At 66.8% G+C, this 22,888-nt stretch carries 21 protein-coding genes; 12 read left to right on the top strand and 9 right to left on the bottom strand.

Annotated features, from left to right (window positions below):
• Nucleotides 1-37: 37 nt before the first annotated feature.
• The 3 genes from O0880_RS11400 to O0880_RS11390 are packed head-to-tail and all read right to left on the bottom strand — an operon-like array spanning nucleotide 38 to nucleotide 2,226.
• Entirely contained in the window at nucleotides 38-808 is a 771-nt protein-coding gene (locus O0880_RS11400; RefSeq protein ID WP_289886533.1) for a molybdopterin-dependent oxidoreductase, read from the bottom strand.
• 12 nt (nucleotides 809-820) lie between these two features.
• Nucleotides 821-1,420 (bottom strand): cytochrome b/b6 domain-containing protein, encoded by a 600-nt coding sequence (locus O0880_RS11395; protein ID WP_289886532.1) that lies wholly within the window; start codon nucleotides 1,418-1,420, stop codon nucleotides 821-823.
• On the bottom strand, nucleotides 1,420-2,226 hold the full coding sequence (locus tag O0880_RS11390; protein WP_289886531.1) for a DUF1223 domain-containing protein: 807 nt from the start codon (nucleotides 2,224-2,226) through the stop codon (nucleotides 1,420-1,422). The genes O0880_RS11395 and O0880_RS11390 overlap by 1 nt, the downstream gene beginning before the upstream one ends.
• Before the next feature lie 146 nt (nucleotides 2,227-2,372).
• On the opposite strand from O0880_RS11390, the gene O0880_RS11385 reads away from it, so the two are divergent.
• From O0880_RS11385 to O0880_RS11340, 10 genes are all read left to right on the top strand, one after another.
• Nucleotides 2,373-2,969 (top strand): sigma-70 family RNA polymerase sigma factor, encoded by a 597-nt coding sequence (locus O0880_RS11385; RefSeq protein WP_289886530.1) that lies wholly within the window; start codon nucleotides 2,373-2,375, stop codon nucleotides 2,967-2,969.
• A complete protein-coding gene (locus O0880_RS11380; RefSeq protein ID WP_289886529.1) occupies nucleotides 2,966-3,613 on the top strand; it encodes a DUF1109 domain-containing protein in 648 nt (215 codons plus the stop codon). The genes O0880_RS11385 and O0880_RS11380 overlap by 4 nt, the downstream gene beginning before the upstream one ends.
• A 119-nt stretch (nucleotides 3,614-3,732) precedes the next feature.
• Nucleotides 3,733-5,232, top strand: coding sequence for a DUF4331 domain-containing protein (locus O0880_RS11375; RefSeq protein WP_289886528.1), 1,500 nt, complete (start codon nucleotides 3,733-3,735; stop codon nucleotides 5,230-5,232).
• A gap of 12 nt (nucleotides 5,233-5,244) precedes the next feature.
• The gene (locus O0880_RS11370) at nucleotides 5,245-5,484 is read left to right on the top strand and encodes a hypothetical protein (protein ID WP_071323447.1); all 240 of its coding nucleotides are present in this window, start codon (nucleotides 5,245-5,247) and stop codon (nucleotides 5,482-5,484) included.
• A gap of 87 nt (nucleotides 5,485-5,571) precedes the next feature.
• Nucleotides 5,572-6,783, top strand: coding sequence for a hypothetical protein (locus tag O0880_RS11365; protein ID WP_289886527.1), 1,212 nt, complete (start codon nucleotides 5,572-5,574; stop codon nucleotides 6,781-6,783).
• Nucleotides 6,780-7,901, top strand: a complete 1,122-nt coding sequence (locus tag O0880_RS11360; RefSeq protein WP_289886526.1) for a HupE/UreJ family protein — start codon at nucleotides 6,780-6,782, stop codon at nucleotides 7,899-7,901. The genes O0880_RS11365 and O0880_RS11360 overlap by 4 nt, the downstream gene beginning before the upstream one ends.
• Before the next feature lie 118 nt (nucleotides 7,902-8,019).
• Nucleotides 8,020-8,529: a sigma-70 family RNA polymerase sigma factor gene (locus O0880_RS11355; protein WP_289886525.1), complete on the top strand. Its 510-nt coding sequence runs from the start codon at nucleotides 8,020-8,022 to the stop codon at nucleotides 8,527-8,529.
• Complete coding sequence (locus O0880_RS11350; RefSeq protein WP_289886524.1) at nucleotides 8,526-9,512, top strand: FecR domain-containing protein; 987 nt, start codon at nucleotides 8,526-8,528, stop codon at nucleotides 9,510-9,512. The genes O0880_RS11355 and O0880_RS11350 overlap by 4 nt, the downstream gene beginning before the upstream one ends.
• A 104-nt stretch (nucleotides 9,513-9,616) precedes the next feature.
• Nucleotides 9,617-12,091 carry a TonB-dependent siderophore receptor gene (locus O0880_RS11345; protein ID WP_289886523.1) on the top strand — a complete coding sequence of 825 codons (2,475 nt, stop codon included), beginning with the start codon at nucleotides 9,617-9,619 and terminating at the stop codon, nucleotides 12,089-12,091.
• On the top strand, nucleotides 12,091-13,308 hold the full coding sequence (locus O0880_RS11340; RefSeq protein ID WP_289886522.1) for a PepSY-associated TM helix domain-containing protein: 1,218 nt from the start codon (nucleotides 12,091-12,093) through the stop codon (nucleotides 13,306-13,308). Before O0880_RS11345 ends, O0880_RS11340 begins: the two co-directional genes overlap by 1 nt.
• Here O0880_RS11340 and O0880_RS11335 read toward each other — a convergent pair.
• Together O0880_RS11335 and O0880_RS11330 are read right to left on the bottom strand one after the other, a co-directional pair.
• Nucleotides 13,301-13,846 (bottom strand): RNA 2'-phosphotransferase, encoded by a 546-nt coding sequence (locus tag O0880_RS11335; protein ID WP_289886521.1) that lies wholly within the window; start codon nucleotides 13,844-13,846, stop codon nucleotides 13,301-13,303. The two genes, O0880_RS11340 and O0880_RS11335, sit on opposite strands and share 8 nt — an antisense overlap.
• A 66-nt stretch (nucleotides 13,847-13,912) precedes the next feature.
• Complete coding sequence (locus O0880_RS11330) at nucleotides 13,913-15,967, bottom strand: TonB-dependent receptor (RefSeq protein WP_289886520.1); 2,055 nt, start codon at nucleotides 15,965-15,967, stop codon at nucleotides 13,913-13,915.
• 149 nt (nucleotides 15,968-16,116) lie between these two features.
• On the opposite strand from O0880_RS11330, the gene O0880_RS11325 reads away from it, so the two are divergent.
• Nucleotides 16,117-17,322, top strand: coding sequence for a response regulator (locus tag O0880_RS11325; protein WP_289886519.1), 1,206 nt, complete (start codon nucleotides 16,117-16,119; stop codon nucleotides 17,320-17,322).
• 4 nt (nucleotides 17,323-17,326) lie between these two features.
• On the opposite strand, the gene O0880_RS11320 is transcribed toward O0880_RS11325, so the two are convergent.
• Entirely contained in the window at nucleotides 17,327-17,707 is a 381-nt protein-coding gene (locus O0880_RS11320; RefSeq protein WP_289886518.1) for an immunity 22 family protein, read from the bottom strand.
• Nucleotides 17,708-17,709: 2 nt separating this feature from the next.
• Complete coding sequence (locus O0880_RS11315) at nucleotides 17,710-20,409, bottom strand: polysaccharide deacetylase family protein (RefSeq protein ID WP_289886517.1); 2,700 nt, start codon at nucleotides 20,407-20,409, stop codon at nucleotides 17,710-17,712.
• Nucleotides 20,410-20,573: 164 nt separating this feature from the next.
• Between O0880_RS11315 and O0880_RS11310 the strand changes: the two genes are divergently transcribed.
• Complete coding sequence (locus O0880_RS11310) at nucleotides 20,574-20,696, top strand: hypothetical protein (protein ID WP_257786883.1); 123 nt, start codon at nucleotides 20,574-20,576, stop codon at nucleotides 20,694-20,696.
• 22 nt (nucleotides 20,697-20,718) lie between these two features.
• Here the strand turns inward: O0880_RS11310 and O0880_RS11305 are convergent, their stop codons facing one another.
• The gene (locus O0880_RS11305; RefSeq protein ID WP_289886516.1) at nucleotides 20,719-21,774 is read right to left on the bottom strand and encodes an ABC transporter substrate-binding protein; all 1,056 of its coding nucleotides are present in this window, start codon (nucleotides 21,772-21,774) and stop codon (nucleotides 20,719-20,721) included.
• Between the two features lie 48 nt (nucleotides 21,775-21,822).
• Nucleotides 21,823-22,878, bottom strand: a complete 1,056-nt coding sequence (locus tag O0880_RS11300) for an ABC transporter substrate-binding protein (RefSeq protein WP_289886515.1) — start codon at nucleotides 22,876-22,878, stop codon at nucleotides 21,823-21,825.
• Nucleotides 22,879-22,888: the final 10 nt, after the last annotated feature.

Below are 22,888 nucleotides of genomic sequence, written 5' to 3'. Positions count from 1 at the left end.
GGCCAAGGCCAGGCGCATTACCGCCTTCCCGGCCTTCCTAGGAGCCGCCGAACCAGTTGTAGCCCTGATTCTCCCAATACCCTCCCGGATACGTGTTCGTGACAAAAATGGCCTGGATATGCTTGGGGTTCTTGTAGCCCAGCTTGGTCGGCATGCGCAGCTTCATCGGGTAGCCATACTTGGGCGGCAGTTCCTTGCCGTCGTAGCTCAGGGCCATGATGGTTTGCGGATGCAGGGCCGTGGCCATGTCAATGCTGGTGAAATAATCGTCGGCGCATTTGAAGCCGATGTATTTCGCCGTCGTGTCGGCGCCGACCAGCTTGAGGAAGTGGGAAAACGGCACGCCGCCCCACTTGCCGATGGCGCTCCAGCCTTCCACGCAGATGTGGCGCGTCACCTGCGTTTCCTGCGGCAAGGCGCGCAGCTGCGGCAAGCTCCACGGCTTCCTGTCGGCGATCAAACCGCTCAATTCCAGGCGCCAGGCGTCGCCGTCGACCTCTTCCACCTCATCCTCGCCGTAATAGGCGTTGAAGGGGAACGGCCGCGCGATCATGGACTCGGGATAGGTCGGCGCCAGTTTATTGGGGTCGAAGAGCCAGCCCTGCACCGTGTCGTTGAAGCGCGACACCGCCGCCAGGGCCGTCTCGATGCTCGATGGCTCGCTGACATTGCAGCCCGTCAGCAGGGACAGGCCGCCCAGGGTCAGGCTGCGCTGCAGGAACAGGCGACGCGACGGCTGCTTGATCTGGCGCAAGGCATCGGCCAGCATGGCCTGGCCGGGTTCAGCCACGATGATGTTTTTTTTCATGGGGTTCTCCGTTTAACGTCCGCGCAGCATGGCCAGCAAGGTGCGCGGCACCAGCGCCACCATCGCCAGATGCACGCCGACAAAGCCGGCCAGCAGCGCCATGGCGATGAAATGCACGCGGCGCGCGCTCTCATAGCCGCCCATCAGCTCGCGCAGGATGGGAAACTGCACGGACTTCCACAGCACCAGGCCGGACAGCACCAGCACGATGCAGTCCAACATGACGAACAGGTAGGCGGCGCGCTGCACCATGTTGTAATGGCGCGGGTCCGCATGGGCCAGCTTGCCCTTCAGCGCGGCGCTAAAATCGGCCAGCAGCGCTCGTGGCGAGAGGGGAAAGAACTGGCGCCGCATGCGTCCCGAGGCAATATTGATCAACAGGTACAGCAAGCCATTGGCCGCCAGCAGCCACATGGCGGCGAAATGCCATTGCAGGGCGCCGCCCAGCCAGCCGCCCAGGGTCAAGGCGCGCGGCAGCTCGAACGGGAAAAATGGCGCCGCGTTGTAGATGCGCCAGCCGCTGGCGGCCAGCACGACCACGGCCACGGCATTGAGCCAGTGCGTGATGCGCAGCCAGGCCGGGTGGATGGTGGCGGTGGCAGGCGTCTGCATCACAGCACTCCCCCGGCGCAGGACGCCGTGCTGACGGCTTGCAGGATGGCGCTGCCGCCCGTCTGCTGCACGAAGGCCACGACTTGCAGCTGCTCCGGGCGCCAGCTGGCAGGAAGATCGACTTCGCGGCGCAGCCGGGCGCGTCCTTGCGCCAGCGCTACCGGTCCCAGCCACAAGCGCACGGCCGCATCGTGGTGCAGCGTGGCGCCGCGGTTTTCGCCGCGCAGCACGGTCGAAGTGATGCCGCTTTCGCTGATGGCCAGGTACAGCTCGCCGCTGGTGGCCGCGTCCGGCGCGCTGGCATGCGCGTCGAGCAGCAGCTTGCCGCCCGCCCCCGGCGTGGCGGACAGGCCGATGTTGACGCTGGCGGCGGTCGCGTTGATGCGGCGTATGGCGGCCGGCAACTGTGTCTGCCAACCGCGCAATTCCGTGCCGCCAACGAAAAACTGCGGCGTGTAGGCGACCTGGCGTGGCTGGTAGCGCAGCAGCCGCGCCTGGCGCGCGTCGAATTGCGCCTGCGCCAGCGGGTCCGCCCAGCCGATCTGGTCCCAGTACGTCACGTGCAGGGCCAGCGGCACGACCAGGCTGGCCGCCCCCGCCTCCTTGCGCAGGGCATTCAGGCGCTGGTCGGCGGGCGGGCAGCTGGAGCAGCCTTCGCTGCTGTACAGTTCCACCAGCGCCGCCGTCCGCGGCCCGCTGTGCACGGCGCAGCGCTGGCCGGCCGCCATTTGCGCGGCGGCCGGCGCCGCTACGCTCACGCCGAGGGCGGGAAGAAGCAGGATTGCGAGGCGGTGCTTGATGTCCATGGTCTTTAGCCGGTATATTGAATTAAGAAGCGTTGAATGAAGAAGCGTGCTTGCCAGTCAATTCGCCGCGCGATACGGATTGGTTACAGCCGCTGCCAAAAATAATCCGGGATTTATTTTTTCAATGCCTGTCACCAAAGGCCCGCATGCAACGAATACCTGTAAGCGAACACCTGCATGGCACGGAATTGCGGCTGCACGGCTTGATGCTGCGCGGGCTCGATGGCGATGCGGCGGCCTACCGCAGTTTTTTGCAGGCAACGAGCCAGCATTTGCGCGCATTCCTGCGGCGGCGCCTGCAGCGCTGGCCGGATGAAGTGGAAGACCTGGTGCAGGAGTGTTTGCTGGGCATTCACAACCAGCGCCTGACCTACGATACGGGGGTGCCGCTGACGTCGTGGATCCATGCGATCGCGCGCTATAAATTGATCGACTGGCTGCGCCGGCATGCGCGGCGCGAGGCGCTGCACTTGCCGTATGACGAGGAGGATGGTGCGCAGGAACTGTTTTCCAGCGCCGACGCCGACGCTGCCGAGGCCAGCCGCGACCTGGGCAAATTACTGGCCGGCTTGCCGGCGCAGCAGCGCGACGCCATCGTGCATACCAAGCTCGACGGCTGGTCCGTGCGCGACACGGCGGCCGCCATGCAGATTTCGGAAGCCAGCGTCAAGGTGGCCGTGCACCGCGGCTTGAAGGCGCTGGCGGCCCATTTAAGAACAGGCAATGAGGGAAACGCACCATGAAAACCGATGACTTGATCGCCATGCTGGCCAGCGGCCCCGACGTGGCAGCCGCGCCACCGCCGGGCGCGCACTGGCGCGCCGCCGCCACGCTGGGCGCCGGAGTACTGGCCAGCGTGGCGCTGATGGCCGTGCTGCTGGGCGTGCGCCCCAACCTGGAACAGCTGGCCCTGCTGCCCGACTTCTGGATCAAGGTCGGTTTCGTCATCTGCCTCTCCCTGGCAGCCTGGCATGTCAGCCGCCGCCTCTGCATGCCGGGCGCGGCCACCCGCGCCCTGCCGCTGCTGATCGCCGTGCCCGTGCTCCTGATGTGGGCGCTGGGCGCCATCACCGTCAATGAAGCGCCGCCAGAGCAGCGTGCCGAGCTGTTCTGGGGCGCCACCTGGCGCAGCTGCCCCCTGCTGATCGCCATGCTGTCGCTGCCCCTCCTGGCCGCCGTGCTGCGCCTGATGCGCGAGCTGGCGCCCACGCGCCTGCGCCTGGCGGGCGCGGGCGCCGGGTTCGCCGCCGGCGCCATGGCGGCCCTCGTCTACTGCCTGCATTGCCCGGAGCTGGCCGCCAGCTTCGTCGGTTTCTGGTATGTGCTGGGCATGCTGGTGCCGACCGCCATCGGCGCCGCCATCGGGCCGAAAGTGCTGGCCTGGTAAGCCCCTGGCGGCCCTGGCCAAAGAATTGAATCCGTTTTCTCCCGCCGTGCGTACAAGTCAGGCAGCCTGCAGTTTTTTGGACTTGTTGGTCAACGTACATAAAAATCGGGAGAATCGAAATGTCTTTGTCACGCTCGAAAACCGCCCTCGGCGCCGCCCTTCTGGGCAACCTGCTGGCGCTGGCCCTGGCGCCAGCCGCCTACGCTTCCAGCCACCGCGAAGCGCCATTCATCACGCAAAACCCCAAAGTCGACGCCACCGACTTCTATATGTTCCGCAGCTATGAGGCCGGCCGCGGCGCCTACACCACGCTGGTGGCCGACTATATCCCCCTGCAGGACGCGTATGGCGGCCCCAACTACTTCGCCATGGATCCCAACGCCCTGTACGAAATCCATATCGACAACAATGGCGACGGCAAGGAAGACCTCACCTTCCAGTTCCGCTTCACCAACACCATCAAGGATGGCCAGTTCACCGTGGGCGGCAAGAAAGTGTCGATTCCGCTGGTCATCAACGGCGGCGCCATCGATTCCGTCAATCCGGCCGGCCTGAACGTGCGCGAAACGTACAGCGTGACCGTGGTGCGCGGCGACCGGCGCACGGGCACGAGAAGCGCCGTCACCAACGCCAGCGGCGGCGGCACGACGTTCGACAAGCCCGTCGACAATATCGGCAACAAGGCCATCCCCAACTACGCCGCCTATGCGGCACAGCATGTGTACGCCGTCAACATTCCCGGCTGCGCCGCGCCGGCGCGCCTGTTCGTCGGCCAGCGCAAGGATCCGTTCGTGGTCAACCTGGGCGAAACCTTCGACTTGATCAATATCAAGGCGCCCGCCACGGAATTCGCCGCAAATGCGGAGTCGGCAGCCAAGGATGACCTGGCGCGCAAGAACGTCACGGCCATCGAGATGGAAGTGCCGACCTCCTGCCTGACGGCCGGCAGCGACCCCGTCATCGGCGGCTGGACCACGGCCAGCCTGCGCCAGGGCCGTTTGCTGAATCCCGCGCCCGGGACCACCACCACGGCGTCGAAGGAAGGCGGCGCCTGGGTGCAGGTGTCGCGCCTGGGCATGCCGCTGGTAAATGAACTGGTGATCGGCCTGAAGGACAAGGACCGCTTCAACGCCAGCAAGCCGTCGGGCGATGCGCAATTCGCCGACTACGTCACCAACCCGACGGCACCGGCGCTGGTGGAAGTGCTGTTCGGCTCGGCCGGCGCCAAGGCGCCCACCAACTTTCCCCGCAATGACCTGGTGGCTGCTTTCCTGACCGGCATCAAGGGCGTGAACCAGCCCGTGACGGTGGTTGCCTCTGAAATGCTGCGCCTGAACACGTCGATCGCGGCCACCAATGTGGGTGCGCAAAACCGCCTCGGCGTCATCGGCGGCGACAACGCGGGCTTCCCGAATGGCCGCCGCCCTGGCGACGACGTGGTCGACGTGGTGCTGCGCGTGGCCATGGGCAAGCTGTGCACGCTCAATATCGGCTGCGTCCCCGGCGATGCGCCTGCCGGCGGCCTGCACTTCACGGATGGCGCCTTCCTCGACGAAACCGCGTTCACGGCAGCTTTCCCCTACCTGAAAAATCCCGTGGCCGGTTCGCCGCAGCTGTAATAGGAGAATGCGATGAAAAAGCTCTATGCATGCGGCGCCCTGGCGCTCACGGCCCTGCTGGCCGGCTGCGGTGGCGGCGGCAGCAGCAGTGGCGACAACGGCGGCACCACGCCGCCGCCCGTGGTCCTGCTCGACGCCTTCTATGTGGCCGTCAGCAATGTCATTGCGACCACCAGCGATGACAAGGACGGCGTCGCCATCGACGCCATCATGGCGACGTCTCCGGAAAATACGGAACCGGTGCCGCTGTAACGCGCAGTAACTGAGTGCGGGTGCCGGAGACAACGTTCTCCGGCGCCCCGCCCTTGCCGCCCTACTCCACCGTCGATGGCGTCCACGATGAAAATACCAATTTCCCTGCTGTGCGCCTGCCTGCCGCTGCTGGCATGGGCCGCGCCCTACACGCCGAAAGACGGCAGCGCCGTCATCGAACAGCTGCCGCGCCGCGCCGACGCCACGCAGCTGGCCCTGCGCGGCCTGCGCCAGCAACTCACGGCCACGCCGCAAGACCTGGCGCTGGCCACCAGCCTGGCGCAGCGCTATATTGCGCTGGCGCGCAGCGAGACGGACCCGCGCTACCTGGGCTACGCACAGGCGGCGCTGGCGCCGTGGTGGCGGCAGGCGGCGCCGCCCCTGCCCGTGCGCCTGCTGCGCGCCACCATCTTGCAAAGCACCCACCAGTTCGCTCCCGCCCTGCAAGACCTCGACGCCATCATCGCGCAGGAACCGGGCAATGGCCAGGCCTGGCTGACGCGCGCCACCGTGCTCACCGTGCAGGGCGACTATGCCCGGGCGACGGCGGCCTGCGCGCGCCTGTCGGCGCTCGCCAGCCAGCTCGTTACCGTCAGCTGCATCGCCAATATCGCCAGCGTCACGGGCCGCGCCGCCGGCAGCGAGCGCCTGCTGGACCTGACCCTGCAGAGAAGCGCCGGCGTGGCGCCCGAGCTGGAAGGCTGGGCCTTGACCCTGCTGGCGGAAATGGCCACGCGGCGCGGCGAAACGGCGCTGGCCGAAAGCCGCTACACGACAGCGCTGGCGCGGCAGCCGCGCGACAGCTACCTGCTGGGCGCCTACGCGGATTTCCTGCTCGACCGGCAGCGCCCGCAGGAAGTCGTCAAGCTGCTCAAAGAGCAGCAGCGCATCGACGCCCTGCTGCTGCGTTATGCGCTGGCCCTGCAGGCGCTGCCCGGCCAGCAAGCGGCATTCCTGGCGGCAAAAGCGGAACTGGCGGCCCGTTTCCACGCCGCCCTGCAGCGCGGCGACACCGTGCACCAGCGCGAGCAGGCCCGCTTCGCCCTGTTCCTGCAGCAGGATGTGCCCGCCGCCCTGCGGCTGGCGCAGCGGAACTGGGCCATCCAGAAGGAAGCGCCCGACATGCGCATCCTGCTGGAAGCCGCGCTGGCCGCCCGCAACTACGCGGCCGCGCAACCGGTGCTGGCCTGGATCGCCGCCAATGGCGTGGAAGACGTGGCCCTGCAGGCGCTGGTCAAACGGCTGGGGCCGCAGGATGGCCAGAAGCTCAGCGCCGCCAGGAAGGCAGGTGCGCTGTGAAACGGTGTTTGTTCGCCCTGTTTTTACTCTGCGCCTGGCTCGCTCCCGCGCAAGCCCACAAGCCCAGCGACAGCTATCTGAGCCTGGCCGTGCACGGCCAGCGGATCGAAGGGCAATGGGATATCGCCCTGCGCGACCTCGATTTCGCCATCGGCCTCGACGGCAATGGCGACGGCGCGCTGACGTGGGATGAAATCCGCGTCCGCCACGACGCCATCGCCGCCTATGCCCTGCAGCGCCTGCAGCTGGCCAGCGACCAGGGCGCCTGCCCGTTGAAAGCCGTCGAACAGCTGATCGACCGCCACACGGACGGCGCCTACAGCGTGCTGCGCTTTACGGCCAGCTGCCCCGGCGGCGCGCCGACGGCCTTACACATCGGCTACACCCTGTTCGCCGACCTCGATCCGCAGCACAAGGGCCTGCTCAAGATCGATCACGGCAGCGTGACGCAGACGGCCATCTTCGACCCGGACAACCCGCGCCAGACCATCTCGCTGGCGACGCCCGACCGCCTGGCGCAGTTCGGCGCCTATGTGAAGCACGGCATCTGGCATATCTGGATCGGCTACGACCATATCCTGTTCCTATTGTCGCTGCTGCTGCCGGCCGTGCTGCTGCCTGGCCGGCGCGACGAACAGCAAGGCTTGCAGGCGGCCTTTTATGACGTGCTGAAAGTCATCACGGCCTTCACGCTGGCCCATTCCATCACCTTGAGCCTGGCCAGCCTGTCGCTCGTCTCGCTGCCGTCGCGCTGGGTCGAGACGGCCATCGCCGCTTCCGTCATCCTGGCGGCGCTGAACAATCTGCTGCCTTTGTTCCGCGGAAAGCGCCCCGTGGCCGCCTTCGCCTTTGGCCTGATCCACGGCTTCGGCTTCGCCAGCGTGCTGCGCGACCTGGGCTTGCCGCAGGGCGCATTGCTGGCCAGCCTGCTGGGCTTTAACGTGGGCGTGGAAATCGGCCAGCTGGCCATCGTCGCCGCCTTCCTGCCCGTCGCCTGGCTGCTGCGCAAGACGTGGTTGTACCGGCAGGTGCTGACCGTGGGCTCGCTGGCCATCGCGCTGGTGGCCGCTGTCTGGCTGGTGGAGCGGGTCGCCGATATCAAGCTGATCACGGCCTGAGAGCGTTGCTGGCTTGCCACTGCCTGAGCACAGGGCCTGACAATCGGGCTACAATACGAACAATTCTCAATCGCATCAAGGCCTGACCGTCCAGCGGAGCATGGCATGGAAAGGTTGCATGCTACGTCCCGAACTGGAACTGCACCGGCAAATCGAAGTGCTCTACAGCGACCACCATGGCTGGCTGCAGGGCTGGCTGCGCCGCAAGCTGGGCAACGCCTTCGATGCGGCCGACCTGGCGCACGACACGTATTTGCGCATTCTCGCGCGCGGCCGCGCACCGGCGCCCGTGGAATCGCGCCAGCACCTGGCGCAGATTGCCAACGGCCTCGTGGTCGACCTGTTCCGCCGCCGGCATATCGAGGCGGCCTACGCGGACGCCATCGCCGCGCAGCCGGAAGCGGCCGCGCCGACGCCGGAAACGCGCGCACTGATCGTCGAGGCGCTGATGGAAATCGACGCCATCCTGGCCAGCCTGCCGCAGAAGGTGCGCGACGCCTTTTTGCTGTGCAAGCTCGAAGGCCTGGCCTATGCCGACATCGCCGCGCGCCTGGACGTGTCCGTCTCGTCGGTGGAAAAATACATCGCCCGCGCCCTGCTGGCCTGCTGCGCGGCGCAATTCGCATGAGCCACCCCTTGGACAGTCCACCGATTGCCCCGGCCGTGCTGCAGCGCGCCGCCGAATGGATGGCGCGGCTGTGGGCGGAAGACGCCAGCGCGGCCGATGCCGACGCCTGCGCCGCCTGGCGCGCCGCCCATCCTGAGCACGAGCGGGCCTGGACCCGGCTGCAGCTCTTTGCCCGGCAATTCGACGCCCTGCCGCGCGAGGTGGCGCGCGGCGCGCTGGCGCCGCCCCAGCGCCAGGCCACCGGCCGCCGGCGCACCTTGCAGCTATTGGGCCTGATCGCGGCCGGCGGCGGCACGGCGCTGCTGGCGCACGAATCGGACCTGTGGCGGCGCGCGGCCAGCGACTACCGCACGGCTGTGGGCGAGACGCGCGCCATCGTGCTGGCCGACGGCACGCAGCTGGTGCTCGACACGGCCAGCGCCATCGACGTCGCATACAGCGCCGGCGAACGGCGCATCGTGCTGCGCGCCGGCGCCATCCTCGTCAGCAGCGCCCACGAAACGGCGCCTGTCTACCGCCCGCTGCTGGTCGCAACGCCGCAGGGCACGGCGACGGCGCTGGGCACGCGCTTCTCCGTGCGCCTCGATGGCGGCGCCAGCACGGTGGCCGTCTTCCAGGGCGCCGTGGCGCTGCAGCCGGCGCAGGACGGCGCCGAATCCGTGCGCCTGCGGGCGGGCCAGCGCGCCGGCTACTCGCGCCTGGCCGTGCAGGACATCGGCAGCGTCGAGGACAGCGCCGCCGCCTGGGCGCACGGCAGCCTGGTGGCCGAGCGCATGCCCCTGGGCGAACTGCTGGCCGAACTGGGACGCTACCGCCACGGCGTGCTGCGCTGCGACGCGCGCATCGCCGGGCTGCGCGTGACGGGCGTGTACTCGCTGCGCGACACGGACCGCTCGCTGGCCAACCTGGCCCTGAGCCTGCCCGTGCAGCTGGTCTACCGCACGCGTTACTGGGTCAGCGTGGCCCCCCGTTTCGCCGCTTGAAAAATAAAGTCAGAATAAGTGCAGAAAACGTTGAGGGTTTTGGCGGCTCGTACGGAATACGGGAAGAACCATTTTTTTCCTTCCACTTTCCAAGGATCTGCACCATGCCTCATCGCTCGACCGCGCCCTCCCGCCACCTGCGCCCGTTTCCCATCGCCGCCGCCATCCAGGCCCTGTTCCTGGCAGGTGCCGCCGTGGGCGCCCTGGCCGTCACCGCGCCTGCCGCCCAGGCTCAGACGGCGGACAACACGCAGGCGCAGCGCCAGTACGCGATTCCCGCCGGCTCCCTCGAGCGCGCGCTGACCACGTTCGCCAGCGCGGCCGGCGTGGAACTGTCGGCCGACGCGGCGCTCCTGCAGGGCAAGCGCAGCGGCGGGCTGACGGGCAGCTACACGGTGCGCCAGGGCTTCGAGGAACTGCTGCGCGGCCAGGGCCTGCGCCTCGTGGCGGGCGCCGACGGCGCATATGCGCTACGGGCCGGAGCCGCAGTGACGCAAGCGCAGGCAGGCGCGCAGGCACAAGCCAGCGCCACCCTGCCCGCCATCACCATCAATGCCAGCAGCGAGCGCGAAACGGCCACCGGTCCCGTGCGCGGCTATGTGGCGCGGCGCGCCGCCTCGGCCACCAAGACGGATACGGCCTTGAATGAAAATCCGCAATCCATGTCCGTCGTCACGGCCGACGAAATCAGCGACCGCAACGCCGAATCGCTCGATGAAACCCTGCGCTACACGGCCGGCGTGACGCCGAACCAGCGCCCGCTGGGCAGCGACGATTCCTCGCTGCTGCGCGGCTTCACCATCGAAACGACGGGCATTTTGCAGGACGGCTTGCGCAATTCGGGCCGCACCTTTGGCGCCTCCATCGAGCCGTATGGCCTGGAGCGCCTGGAAGTGCTGCGCGGCCCCGCTTCCGTGCTGTACGGGCAGATTCCGCCCGGCGGCATGGTCAACGCCGTCAGCAAGCGCCCCAGCGTGGACGCCGTGCGCGAAGTGGGCGTGGAATACGGCAGCTACCAGCGTCGCCAGCTGAAGGCCGACGTGGGCGGCGCGCTCGACGCGCAAGGCGCGTGGACCTGGCGCGTCGTCATGCTGGGCCGCGAAGCGCACACGCGGCTGGAGCGCGACCGCGACAACCGCCTGTATGTCGCCCCTTCGCTGACGTGGCAAGCGGGGCCGGATACGCGTTTGACCCTGCTGGCGCGCTACGAGCAGGACAACCAGCAGTACGCGTTTCCCAACCAGCTGCTGGTGCCGGGCCCGCGCGGCCAGGTCGATCCCCGCGTCAACCTGATGAGCGACGACAACCGCTTCAAGCGCCGCAACACCATGCTGGGCTACGAGTTCGAGCACACATGGAACGATACCTGGTCGCTGCGCCAGAATCTGCGCTACACGCGCCTGAACAACGACCGCACGGACATGTTCCCCGGCGGCCTGAACGACGACGGCACGGTGGAGCGCTATTTCTGGCCCGTCGACACGGAATCGCGCAGCATGTTCGCCGACACGCAGCTGCAGGCGCGGTTTGCCACGGGCGGCCTGACGCACCAGGTGCTGCTGGGCGTCGACTACGCGAACATCCGCAACACGGACGACTACCGCTACCAGAAGGGTTTCGTCGAACCGCTCGACCTGTACCATCCCGTGTATGGCAAGCAGCCGCTGGTGCCGGCCAAGGCGCCCACGCGCGCCGACGCCCCGTCGCGCCAGCTGGGCCTGTACGCGCAGGAGCAATTGAAATGGGAGCGCTGGGTCGTGACGGCAGGCCTGCGCCGCGACAAGGCCACGCAATCGCGCGACGTCATCGACCTGGCCAGCGGCGCCGTCAAACCCGATTACCACCAGTCGCCTTCGGCCACCACGGGCCGCCTGGGCGCCGTCTACCTGTTCGATGGCGGCTGGGCGCCGTATGTCAGCTACGCCACCTCGTTTTCGCCCGAACTGGGCACGATGGCGGGCGGCGGCGCGTTAAAGCCGTCGCGCGGCAAGCAGCTGGAAGCGGGCGTGCGCTACGAACCCGTGGGCCGGCGCGCCAGCTATACGGCCGCCGTGTTCGACCTGGTGCGCGACAATGTCTCGACGTCCGACATCGCCAATCCTGGCCACTTGCTGCAGACGGGGCAAGTCAAGGCGCGCGGCGTGGAACTGGAAGCGCGCACGGAGCTCGCCAGCCGTTTGAGCCTGATCGCCCAGTACACCTACCTCGATACGGAAGTGACGAAGAGCAATAACGGCGACCTGGGCCTGCAACAGCCGGGTGCGCCACGCCATAGCGCCTCGGCCTGGGCGCGCCAGTCGTTCAACGTGGCCGGGACCCTGCCCGCGCATGCGGCGCTGGGCATGCGCTTCCTCGGCGCCATGCGCTCCAATTCGGACGGCGACAACCTGAATCTCCGCAACGGCGGCATCACGCAGTGGGATGCGGCGCTGGGCATGTCGCGCGGACCTTGGCAGTTTTCCCTCAACGTCAACAACCTGTTCAACAAGCAGGCGCTGTATGACTGCGGCTACCTGCCGAACCTGTGCTACCGCAGCGCCGAACGCACGGCCAACGTCAGCGCCATGTACCGCTTCTGATGCCATCGCTGCAGATGCGGCCCGCACTGGCGGCCATGCACCGCTACGCCGGCCTGCTGATGGCCGGCTTCCTGATCGTGGCCGGCGTCACGGGCAGCGCGCTGGCGTGGAAGGATGCACTGGAGGCGGCGATGCTGCCCGCCGTGTTCCGCGTGGCGCCGCCCGCGCCTGGCGCGCTGCCGCTCGACGCCCTGCTGCTGCGCGAACGGGTGGCCGCGCGTTTCCCGCAGGCGCAGGTGAGCTACGCGCCGCTGTCGGCGCCGCCCGGCCACAGCATGCAGTTCTACCTGCGCCCGGCGGGCCAGACGCCGCTGGCCAACGGCGAAGTATTCGTCGATCCGTACACCGGCGCCGTGCTGGGCCAGCGCCGGTGGGGCGACATCGGCCAGGGCGCCATCAACCTGCTGCCCTTCATCGAGCGCCTGCACTACGCGCTGGCGCTGGGCGACACGGGCTTGCTGGTGTTTGGCCTGATCGCCGTGCTATGGACGGTCGACTGCTTCATCGGCGCCGCCCTGACCTTCCCCGCGCGCCTGAAAAGACGGGGGCCGGACACGAAAGCCTGGCTGCTGCGCTGGCGTCCTTCATGGCTGCTGCGCCGCCATGGCGGCAGCTATAAACTGGTGTTCGACCTGCACCGCGCGGGCGGCCTGTGGCTGTGGGCCATGCTGCTGGTGTTTGCCTGGAGCGGCGTCGCCTTCAACCTGTACGGCGTATATGCGGCCGTGATGCAGCCGCTGTTCCCGCACCAGGGCGCCGAGGAAGTGGTGGCGCGGCACACGCCTTCGCCCGCGCCGCACCTGGACTGGCCGGCGGCGCGCGCGCAGGGCCGCCAGCTGATGAACGAGCTGGCGCGCCGGCACGCATTTAGCATCATCGAGGAAAACGCGCTGGCGTACGAGCGCGCACTGGGCGTGTACAGCTACCACGTGCGCAGCAGCCGCGACGTGCGCGCCCACAAGGGCCTCACCACCGTCTTTTTCGATGCGGCCAGCGGCAAACAGCTGGCCACCTGGCTGCCCACGGGCGCGGCCAGCGGCGACACCATCCGCAGCTGGATCAGCGCCCTGCACATGGCCTCGATGTGGGGCTGGCCCTTCAAGCTGTTCATCTGCGCCATGGGCGTGCTGGTGGCGACCCTCAGCATCACGGGCGTGCTGATCTGGCGCCGCAAGCGCCAGGGCCAGGCCAGGGCAAACCTGCCCCGGTTCAGGTGAAACCGATGAACGCCGCCGGCACGGCGTCCGTCAGCCACACGCCATTGGCCGACACATAAAACACGTGGCCCCGGGCCTGCATGGCGGCTGCGTCCACCGTCAGCACGACGGGCTTGCCATGGCGCGCGCCCACGGCCACGGCCGTTTCGCGGTGGGCAGACAGGTGCACATGGTTGCGCGACCCGGCCAGCAGGCCGGCCGCGCGTATTGCCTCGACAAAGCGGCTGGCCGTGCCGTGGTACAGCATGGCGGGCGGCGCGGCCGGCGGCAAGCCGATATCGACGGCGGCCAAGGAGTGCCCCTGGTTGGCGCGGATGCGCAAGCCATCGGCACTGATGGCGTAGCGCGTCTTGCTGTCGCGCGCCACCACGTCATCCAATTGGTCACGGGAAAGGCGGCGGCCATGCCGGGCCGCCTGCGCCAGCAGCTGGCCGATGTCGGCCCAGCCCTGGGCATCGAGCGCGAGGCCGATTTTTTCAGGCGCGTGGCGCAGGATAAGGGAAAGGAATTTGCTGGTGTGTACTAAATTATCGGTCATTCAATCTTGTTATTATGGGTCAATGCAGGCGCCCACAGCGGGCGCCATGGCCGCAGTCTACGCCGGTTAAAACACATATGACAAGGTCAGGCGCGCAGAACGCGGTTCCACCGGATGGAAATGCCGGTCGTTCACCCCATCTTGCGCCTCGCCGGGCAGGCGCGACGCGTAGTAGTAATCGATGTCGCTGGCGCGCTTGTCGAACAGGTTGAAGACGTCGAGCGACAGCCGCGTCCTGCGGTTGAGCTGGTAGGCCAGGCGCGCATACGCCAGTGTCGTCGAGGCGGAGCGCACGCTATTGTCCTCGATCAAGGGACGGGGGCCGAAGTAGCGCAGCTGGAAGGCGCCCGACCACGGGCCCTGGTCCGTCACCGTCATGCCGAACGAGGCCACCTTGCCGATGGCGCCGGGGATATGCTTGCCGGCCGGGTCATTCTGCGTGTAGCGCGATCGGGAAACGGCCAGGTCGAGGTCGAACAGCAGCCAGGGCGCGGCAATGTAATGGTTGTTCCACTCGATGCCGTGGCGGCGGCTGGCGCGGCTCGCTTCCGTTGCGCCCGCGTCGCCGACGAACAGCAGTTCCGAATCGATGTCGAGGCGCCACAGCGCCAGCGAGCTTTGCAGGCCCGGCAACCACTCCGTGCGCGCGCCCAGCTCCATGCCTTTGGTCGGCACCAGCGGCGTGACGGGCGTGGCGGCCTCGCCGTCCGGCAAGCGCGTCTGCGTCGTGCCGCGTGCATCGTTGCTGTGGAAGCCCTTGCCGTAATTGACGAAAAACTCCGTCTTGCTCCACGGGCCGAATATCAAGGACAGTTTCGGCGACACCACATGGTCGCGCGCCGTGCCGCTGTTGCCGTCGATGCTGCTATCGACCTTGAAACGGTAGGCGTCATAGCGCAAGCCCGCCACCGAGCGCAGCCACGGCAGCCATTGCACCGTGTTTTCGCCGTACAGGCCAAGGCTGGCCTCGCGCACGCGGTCTTCGCGCACCGTGCTTTGCCGGATGCGCTCCACCGTGTCGTACAGGCCCACGGGCGACAGGCGGTCGAAACGCCCCTGCACGCCAACCTTGTTGCGCATAGGAAATCCTGCCAGCTGCGTGTTCCAGCTTTCGCTGGCGTTCACGCCCGCCACCGTGCGCCGCTCGCTTTGCTGGAACTGGTCGCCCTGTTCCGGCTTGGCCAGGAAATACGTGAAATCGCTGTTCAGTTCCAGCTGCGAGCGGATCAGGTAGGCATCGAGTTCGAACAGGCGGTTTTGCGTGCGCTGGCGCATGGCGTAGGACAGGCTGTAGCGCGACGTGTCGCCACCGTCGCTGGGCGCCAGCGAGCCGAAGCGGCCGATCTGGCCCGCTTCCACGGCGCGCAGCGGCACCTGGTCGGTGGCGTTCCAGCTATTCCGGTAGGCCATGGCCGTCACGCTGTAGCCGTCATCCGCCGTGCCCTGGCTGTAGCGCAGCACGCCGCTGTATTTGCGCACGTTTTCCGGCACGTCCCAGGGGCCGTTGTTGCGGTTCACCTCCATGCCGTACAGCAAGGTGCCCGGTCCCGCATCGAACGAATCGGCAACGACGCCGCGCACATAGCCATGCTGGCCCACGGAGACGCTGGCCTGGCCTTGCGGCAATTTATCCGCCAGGCGGATGCGCGCCGCACCGGCCGAGGAAAAATCGCCTTCGCCGGCGAAATACGGCCCCTTCTTGTAGTCGATGCGCTGCACCAGTTCGGGAATGAGGAAATTGAGGTCGGAATAGCCCTGGCCATGCGCATGCGTGCGCATGTTGACGGGCATGCCGTCGACATGGGTGGCGAAATCCGTGCCATGGTCAAGATTGAAGCCGCGCAGGAAATACTGGTTGGCCTTGCCGTCGCCGCTGTGCTGGGTGACGATCAGCCCCGGCACGAATTCCAGCAACTCGCCCGTGCGCAAGGCGGGCCGGTTGACGATCAGTTCGCTGGTGATGACGCCCTGGCTGGCCGCATCCGAGGTGCCGACGGCGTTGTCGTAATGGCCGGACACCCGCACGGTGCGCGCCTCGTCAACGGCTGTGGCGGCCGGGGCCGGGGCTGCGGCCGCCACCCTGTTTGCCATCGACAGCAGCGCCAGCGCACAAGCTGCCATCCGTTTGCTTTTTATCAATCCCATCGCGCCCCCAGTTTTTATGATGTCAGTACAGGCCGCCGGCCGTGGCCGGCCTACCGCTTATATACGCGGCCATCGCCCGTCTGGATTCAGCGCTGGCGATATGGCCGACTTCGCAAGGAGTGCCCGTGGACCAGACCGATAACGCCAGCAAGCCGGCCAGGAACGTGCCCGCCAGCGTGCGCAAGCGCGACGTGCTGCCCTACATCCTGCTGTTCATCCTGCTGGCCGGCTTGCTGGCCGTGCTGGCCGGCGCCCTGCTGCCGCCCCATTACCAGGCCGTGCCGGCGTTGCTGTGGAGTCTGGGATTTTGCGTCAGCGGCATGCTGCTGGGCTTTTTATTCGGCATTCCGCGCACCCTGCCATCGGGCACCGTCAACATGGCGACACCCGATGAGCGGGCTGGCGGCAAGAGCCGCCCCACGGACGAGCCGCCAGCCGCGGCGGGCGATGCGGCCGCCAGCAACACCAGCAACACCCTGTTCCTCGGCACGCCGACGCCGATGGAAATCAATTCGAACTTGGTGGAAGTGTCGGACTGGCTGACGAAAATCATCGTCGGCGTGGGCTTGATCGAACTCAAGAGCCTGCCCGCCAGCGCACGCAGCATGGCCGCCTTCATCGCGCCCAGCCTGGCCGTCGACACGGCCACGGCCATGGCGGTGGTCGGCGGCATCATGCTGTTTTTCTCCGTGCACGGTTTCCTTATCGGCTATTTGCTCACGCGCATCTACCTGTCCATCATGATCAAGCGCGCCGACAGCCTCGTGAAAAACGAGTCCGTGCGCCTGGAAAGCGGCAAGGAAATCGAAGTCACCGAGCTGAGCCGTTTGCAGCAAAAGTCGCTGGACGACATGCAGGAAGCCGTCACACAGCTGCTGCTGGCCCACCCTCCCGATGGCGGCGCCGCCGTCACGGCCCTGGCGGGCATGCCGACGGCGCAAAAACCGTCCAGCCTGGTGCTGTGGCTGGACGACCACCCGCGCAACAACACCCTGCTGGTGGAACAGCTGGAACGGGAAAACATCAAGGTGGACCAGGCCGTCTCGACGCGGCAGGCGCTGGCGATGCTGCAACAGAAGCGCTATGCGCTATTCATCACGGACATGGCGCGGGCCGAAAACGGCCGGCGCGTCAAGGATGCGGGCGTGCGCACGGTGCGCGAAGTGGGCCAGGTCCAGCCGGACCTGCCCATCATCGTGTATTGCAGCAAGGATACGGTCGCCAGCTATGGCGTGGAAGCGGAGGCGGCTGGCGCCCGCTTCATCACCACCTCGGGCACCAGCCTGCTGGCCAGCGTGAACAAGCTATTGCATGAGAAGCGCGAACGCTGAAGCGTCAAGCAATGACATAGGCATAGCTGCCCACGTAATGCAGCGAGCTGCGCTGTGGATGGGCGAGCTGGTTGGGCGCAAACACGCAGACACTGGTGTCGGCCAGCACGCCCTGCGCATCGGCGTCCGCGCCAGCCCGCGCCAGCCAGCTGTCGCCATACGACACGCCATCGAGCAGCTGCGCCAGCGGCGCGGGCGCCGCCAGCATCGCGCTTTCAAGGCAGGCCGGCTCGTACTGCGTGAGCCCGGTTTCCAGGAAGAACGCCGACGGCACGGCGTCGCCATCTGCCGTGTACGTGGGCGCCAGGAAGGCTTGCAGCGCTTCCCAGCTGGCGAAGCGCCCGCTGCAGGCAAACACGTGGACGATGGACTGGCTGCCGGACACGCTTACAGCTTCTCCATCTTTTGCCGCACGGCCGGGGCCGTGGCGGCCGTCGGCGCCAGTTCCAGATAAGTCTTGTACGCGGCTTTCGCCTTGGCGGCATCGCCGGCCTTGGCATAGGCGTCGCCCAGGTTCAGGTAGGCGATGGCGCGCGACGGGTCCATCCGCACCGTGTTTTCAAACCAGCGGGCCGCTTCGCGGTATTTTTCCTGCTTGTAGAAGACAAAGCCCAGGTTGTTGGCCGCCAGTGCGAAGTCGGGACGCAATTTCAGCGCTTCCGTAAATTGCGCTTCCGCCTGCGCATACTGCTTTTCCTTGTACAGCTGCAAGCCGCGATCGTTGGCCCGCTGCGCGAGCTGGCGCGTGGAAGTGGGCACGGCGCCCGGCGTGACGATCTTCTGTTCGCCGCCCTGCAAGTCCTTCACCGTCACGCTGGCCGCCTGCGGCTTGGCGTCGAGCTTGCTATTCAGGGCGATGGCTTCCGTCGACAGCTGCGCCGTGTTCGGGCTGAGGAATTCCGTTTCGCCCGGCAATTCGAAGACGAAATCGCCCCCTTCCGAGCCGGGCAGGCTGCCGAACGCGGGCGTCTGGTTCGATACGCTGGAGACGGCCGGCGCCACGTAGGCCGCCAGTTCCGTCGCCGTGATCAAGCCGTCACCGTTGAGGTCGCCCTTGCCCGCCAGGCCCTGCAGCAGGGTCCACGTAAACACGGAATGACCGTTCGGTCCGCCGTCGGCCACCAGCTGGTCGCCACCGCCGGCCGTCAGCATTTGCCGGCCGATGCGCTTGGCGTTGTCGCGCAGGAAGGAGCTGGACCCGGCGCCGCGCGTCAGGCCCAGGCCGCTGTAACAGGCATCCATGACGAAGAACGCGTGCTTGGCCGTCAGGCTTTCCGCGATATTCTGGATTTCCGTCATCGGGATCGCATCCGTGGCGAACTGCGCCGGGTCGGAATCGACGGGCACGATGTAGCCGAGGTCGCGTCCGGAACTGAGCTTGCGCGTGGCGCCGTGGCCGGCGAAGAAGACGAAGATGCGGTCGTTCTTTTGCACGCCGCCATGGGCCAGCTTGTCGTGGAAGGCGGCCAGGATGTTGTTGCGCGTCGCTTCGCCGTTTTTCAGGGTCACGACACGCTCGGGCGCAAACGCGAATTTCTCGATCAGGGTTTCGCGTATGCCTTGCGCATCGCGCACCGCATACTGCAATTTCGGCCATTTCGCGTAATCGTCGATGCCGATCACCACGGCCCAGGAATTGGCATAGCCCGTGGTCACGGGCACTTTTTCCGGCGCCGGCGCCGTGCTTTTGGCCACATGGAAGCTGGTGCCATCCCAGCCCGCGAATTGATAGCCTTCGGCGATCAGCTTGTCTAGCACGGCCGGCAAGGCTTTCACCGTGCGTTCGTGGATGTCGTGGAACAGGACGATGCCGCGCCCCGCCTTGTCGACGGACGCCAGCACGCGGTTCGTGATCGAGCTGGGCACGGGGTCGGCCCAGTCCAGCGAATCGATATTCCACATCACGGATTTCAGGTGGGCGTCGGCCAGCGCGGCCATGCCTTCGCTGTTGCGCGCGCCGTAAGGAAAGCGGAACAGCGCAGCCCGCTCGGGGCTGATCGCCTTCAATAAGGTATCGGTGCCGAGGATTTCGCCTTTCAGCTTCTCGCCCGTCTGTTTCGACAGCTGGGCGTGGCTGAAACTGTGGTTGCCCACGGCATAACCCTCTTTCATCAGCTTGCGGCTCACTTCCGCGCCCGCGTTCAGCTTGGCATGGCCTTCCGCGTCCAGGCTGCCCAGGTTGCGGCCCACGTTGAAGAACACGGCCGGCACGCCATACTGCTTCAGGATGGCGCTGATTTCTTCCGTGTAGCGGCGGTGCGGGCCGTCGTCAAAGGTCAGCACGATGGTCTTCTTCGGCAAGCCCAGGCCGAAAATTTCCGCCTCGTCCTTCTTCGGCGCCGGCTTGGCTTCGGGCACGGAGCCAGCCGGCGGTGTTGCATACGGCACGACGATGCCGTTCTCCTTGAGGATCTGTTCTCGGCTGTAGAGCTTTTTCAGCTGCGCCACGTAGTCGTCCCACCGTTCGCGCTTGAGTTCGATGGCGCGCTGGCCCAGATTGCCGAAGATTTGCCGGATTTCCTTCTCGTAATTGCGCTCGATCTCGCCCAGCGCGTCGAGGTCTTCGGAAATGCGCTTGTGCAGCTTGATCGCTGGCAAGGAGGAATCCTTGGCGACGTCGGCCAGCATGCTTTGCAGCAGCTCGCGGAAAGCCAGGCGGTCCGCATCGTACAGGCCGGGATCGGATTCGATATACGTCAATAAACTGTCGAGCGCCTCGAAGCGGCCCGGATTGGTGGGTGCCGTCAATTGATCCAGCGCAAGATCGAGCTTGGCGATGCGTTCCTGATTTTCATGGAACAGCGCCTGTCCCACTTTTCTCGCCTCGTCGCGCGCACCTTCCGGCAAGCTTTGCTCGTCGGCCAGCAGCACGATAATCTTGCGGAAATTGGCCAGCAAGTCGCGGAACTGGGCCGCCATGGCTGCCGTATCGGCGGACGATTGCGGCGCGGCGGCCGAGTTGCCGGGCGCACCGGCGGGAGCGCCCGGCGTGGCGGTGGCGGCCGGACGGGTCAACGTGTAAATGCCGGCACCAGCGGCGAGGGCCACGACGACGGTGGCGGCGATCTTGATCGGCTTGGAAGTCACAGGCTTGTCATTCCCTTCACATACTATGCATAGAATTCAGATGGCGCGGATGCGCAAGATGCATAATTGTAGAGCACGCTTAGCAACTACTCGGTCCGCACGCTGAATTTCGGCAATAATATTGTTGCCAACCTCCATAAAAGATAGTGAAAACGGGAAAGACAATGCACAAGAAACTCTGCGCGGCCGCGCTGATGCTGGGCGTGGCCCTGATGCTGCTGCAACTGCGCGCGCATGCGGGCGATACGGAGGTTAAACCGGCAGGACGCGTGTGCCTGCCCCATTGATCCACGCGTCCCTCTAGCCGGACTACACCTTGGCCGGCTCCCAGTAATGGGCCAGGCCCAGTTTTTTCAGGCCGGCCGCGACGAAGCGCGGCTCCAGCAATTCTTCCGCCGTCAATGGCTGGCGGATCAGCTTTTGTTCCTGCGCAAACGCCAGAACCCGGCGGTAATGGCGGTACACGGCATCGTCGTACAGCGGCGACCAGCGCTCCTTCCACTGCAAGCCAGGATCGTCGTAGCTGCGCCGCACCACGCTGTCGGGCGTGCCGTTGCGCGTGCCATCCTTGATGACCGCTTCGCGGTTGCCGTCGAGCGCCGCCCAGTGCTGGGCCCGCAGCCAGGCCGTGGCCACCAGTTCGGCGATATCGGGGTGGGCTTGCGTAAAGTCGCGCCGCGCCCACAGCTCCGCGCGCATTTTCCTCTCTGGCAAACCCTTGCTGGACCAGATGATGCGGCCGATGCCCTTGTCTTCCAGCGGGTAGCCATTGATCATGAACAAGGCATCGACGGCGCCCGTGGCCAGGGCGGCCGTGCCCGGCTTGAGGTCCATATTAATCAGGCGGAAATCCGTGGGCGACATGCGCTGGTCGGCGATCAGCTGGCGCAGGCCCAGTTCCCACGGCCGCCCCCGGTGCACGCTGATGCGCTTGCCCTTCAGTTCGGCCAGCGACGTGGCGCGCGAACTGGTGGGCACCAGCAGGAACTGGTCCGTGCCCCGCCCTGCCGGCACGATCACCTGCGTGCGCACGCCGCCCGCGTTGAGTATGACGGAGGGCAAGTCGCCATACGCGGCCATGTCGATGCGCCCGCTGGCGAACGCTTCGTTCATGGTGGCGCCCGTATCGCCGGTGACGGGCAGCCATTCCAGCCGCACGCCCCGCTGCTTCAGTTCGCGCGCCAGCCAGCCTTCCTGCTGTACCCGGTAAGCGATGCCGCCCAGCTCCGCCTTGCCGTTTTCCGCAAAGCCCGTCGAGGCGATGCGCAGGGCCGCCGGCGGCGCCCCCGCCGCTTTCGCCGCCGACACTGCCTGTCCCGCCAGGGGCAGCAGCGCCAGCCCTCCCATCACCGTGCGTCGCCGCATCGCATTCTCCTCTTCATCGAACATGGCCACCGTTGACGTGCGTCCCGCTCAGGCGGCCCGGCGCGTATGCGCCAGCGCCGCTTCGAAAGGACGGGGGTCGATCCACGCGCGCACATCGACCTTGCTAGGCAAAAAGTTCCAGCGGAACAGGAAATCGCTGAAATCCTGCAAGCCCGCGATCGACGTTTCCGCCAGATCCGTATCCAGGCGCAGATGCGCATCCTTGCCATAAGCCACCTGCACCCAATGCTCGCTGGCATTCGATTCGCGGGCGAGGAAACGCCGCGTCTCGTCCGCATGGCCGCGCGCCCACGCTTCTGCCCGCAGCACCTGGTCGACCAGGGTCACGGCGGAAGGAAAATGGTTGTCGAGCAGGTGCGCATCGACGCTCAGGGTGCGCGGCGTGCCATTGTTGGCGCGGATCAAGGGTTCCGGATGGCTGCCCGTATCGATAACCGTGTGCAAGCCGAACTGCTGCGCCAGCTGCGCGGCCGAGGCGCCTTTCAGGAAGATGGCGTCCACCTCGCCCCGCAGCAGCCCCAGCAGTTCCGGGCTTTGCCCGCCGCGCCGCGCGCCGCTGAACAGATTCGTTGCCGCGCCCCGCTCGGGCGGCGCTTCGCTCTGGCCCGTGTTGACCACATAATCGACCAGTTCCACGTCGGCAACAGCCAGCCCTTCGAGGCTCAGCGCGTTTTCCAGCCCGCGCAAGGCTTGCGCGCGCGCAAAGTCGATCTGCGCTTTCGCCCACAGGGGCAGGCCGAAACGCCGCCCCTTCAAGTCGCGCACGGTTTTGATGCCGCTGTCGGGCAGGGTCAATATCAGCTGCGTCTCGTCCGACCACGACAGGCCGATGACGCGCGTCGCGCGTCCCGCCGCCCTGGCCCACAGGGCCGGGATATTGCCGCCGTGGCGCACGGAATTTTGCAGGGTATGGTCGAAATGCGATTCGCGCACGGCTTCCTGCTCGGACTCGCGCAGCGAACGCAAGCTGGTGCCGTCGGCACGCAGGGCTTCTTCCAGCCAGCCCTGCTGCAAGGCGATGCCCAGGCCCGTCGGGACGGGGCAGCGCGTGTACCACAGGGTGTCGAGTGTGTCATTGCTCATCGGGTATCTC

Source organism: Janthinobacterium sp. SUN118 (assembly GCF_030397695.1).
Classification (GTDB): Bacteria; Pseudomonadota; Gammaproteobacteria; order Burkholderiales; family Burkholderiaceae_D; genus Janthinobacterium.
The sequence above is the reverse complement of the archived record's forward strand: the minus strand, read 5'-3'. Positions and strand labels throughout refer to the sequence as shown.

What these genes read in the sequence shown, in the direction of transcription:
- O0880_RS11400 (WP_289886533.1), bottom strand. Translation starts at nt 808, where the DNA reads ATGAAAAAAAACATCATCGTGGCTGAACCCGGCCAGGCCATGCTGGCC.
- O0880_RS11395 (WP_289886532.1), bottom strand. Translation starts at nt 1,420, where the DNA reads ATGCAGACGCCTGCCACCGCCACCATCCACCCGGCCTGGCTGCGCATC.
- O0880_RS11390 (WP_289886531.1), bottom strand. Translation starts at nt 2,226, where the DNA reads ATGGACATCAAGCACCGCCTCGCAATCCTGCTTCTTCCCGCCCTCGGC.
- O0880_RS11385 (WP_289886530.1), top strand. Translation starts at nt 2,373, where the DNA reads ATGCAACGAATACCTGTAAGCGAACACCTGCATGGCACGGAATTGCGG.
- O0880_RS11380 (WP_289886529.1), top strand. Translation starts at nt 2,966, where the DNA reads ATGAAAACCGATGACTTGATCGCCATGCTGGCCAGCGGCCCCGACGTG.
- O0880_RS11375 (WP_289886528.1), top strand. Translation starts at nt 3,733, where the DNA reads ATGTCTTTGTCACGCTCGAAAACCGCCCTCGGCGCCGCCCTTCTGGGC.
- O0880_RS11370 (WP_071323447.1), top strand. Translation starts at nt 5,245, where the DNA reads ATGAAAAAGCTCTATGCATGCGGCGCCCTGGCGCTCACGGCCCTGCTG.
- O0880_RS11365 (WP_289886527.1), top strand. Translation starts at nt 5,572, where the DNA reads ATGAAAATACCAATTTCCCTGCTGTGCGCCTGCCTGCCGCTGCTGGCA.
- O0880_RS11355 (WP_289886525.1), top strand. Translation starts at nt 8,020, where the DNA reads ATGCTACGTCCCGAACTGGAACTGCACCGGCAAATCGAAGTGCTCTAC.
- O0880_RS11350 (WP_289886524.1), top strand. Translation starts at nt 8,526, where the DNA reads ATGAGCCACCCCTTGGACAGTCCACCGATTGCCCCGGCCGTGCTGCAG.
- O0880_RS11345 (WP_289886523.1), top strand. Translation starts at nt 9,617, where the DNA reads ATGCCTCATCGCTCGACCGCGCCCTCCCGCCACCTGCGCCCGTTTCCC.
- O0880_RS11340 (WP_289886522.1), top strand. Translation starts at nt 12,091, where the DNA reads ATGCCATCGCTGCAGATGCGGCCCGCACTGGCGGCCATGCACCGCTAC.
- O0880_RS11335 (WP_289886521.1), bottom strand. Translation starts at nt 13,846, where the DNA reads ATGACCGATAATTTAGTACACACCAGCAAATTCCTTTCCCTTATCCTG.
- O0880_RS11330 (WP_289886520.1), bottom strand. Translation starts at nt 15,967, where the DNA reads ATGGCAGCTTGTGCGCTGGCGCTGCTGTCGATGGCAAACAGGGTGGCG.
- O0880_RS11310 (WP_257786883.1), top strand. Translation starts at nt 20,574, where the DNA reads ATGCACAAGAAACTCTGCGCGGCCGCGCTGATGCTGGGCGTGGCCCTG.
- O0880_RS11305 (WP_289886516.1), bottom strand. Translation starts at nt 21,774, where the DNA reads ATGCGGCGACGCACGGTGATGGGAGGGCTGGCGCTGCTGCCCCTGGCG.
- O0880_RS11300 (WP_289886515.1), bottom strand. Translation starts at nt 22,878, where the DNA reads ATGAGCAATGACACACTCGACACCCTGTGGTACACGCGCTGCCCCGTC.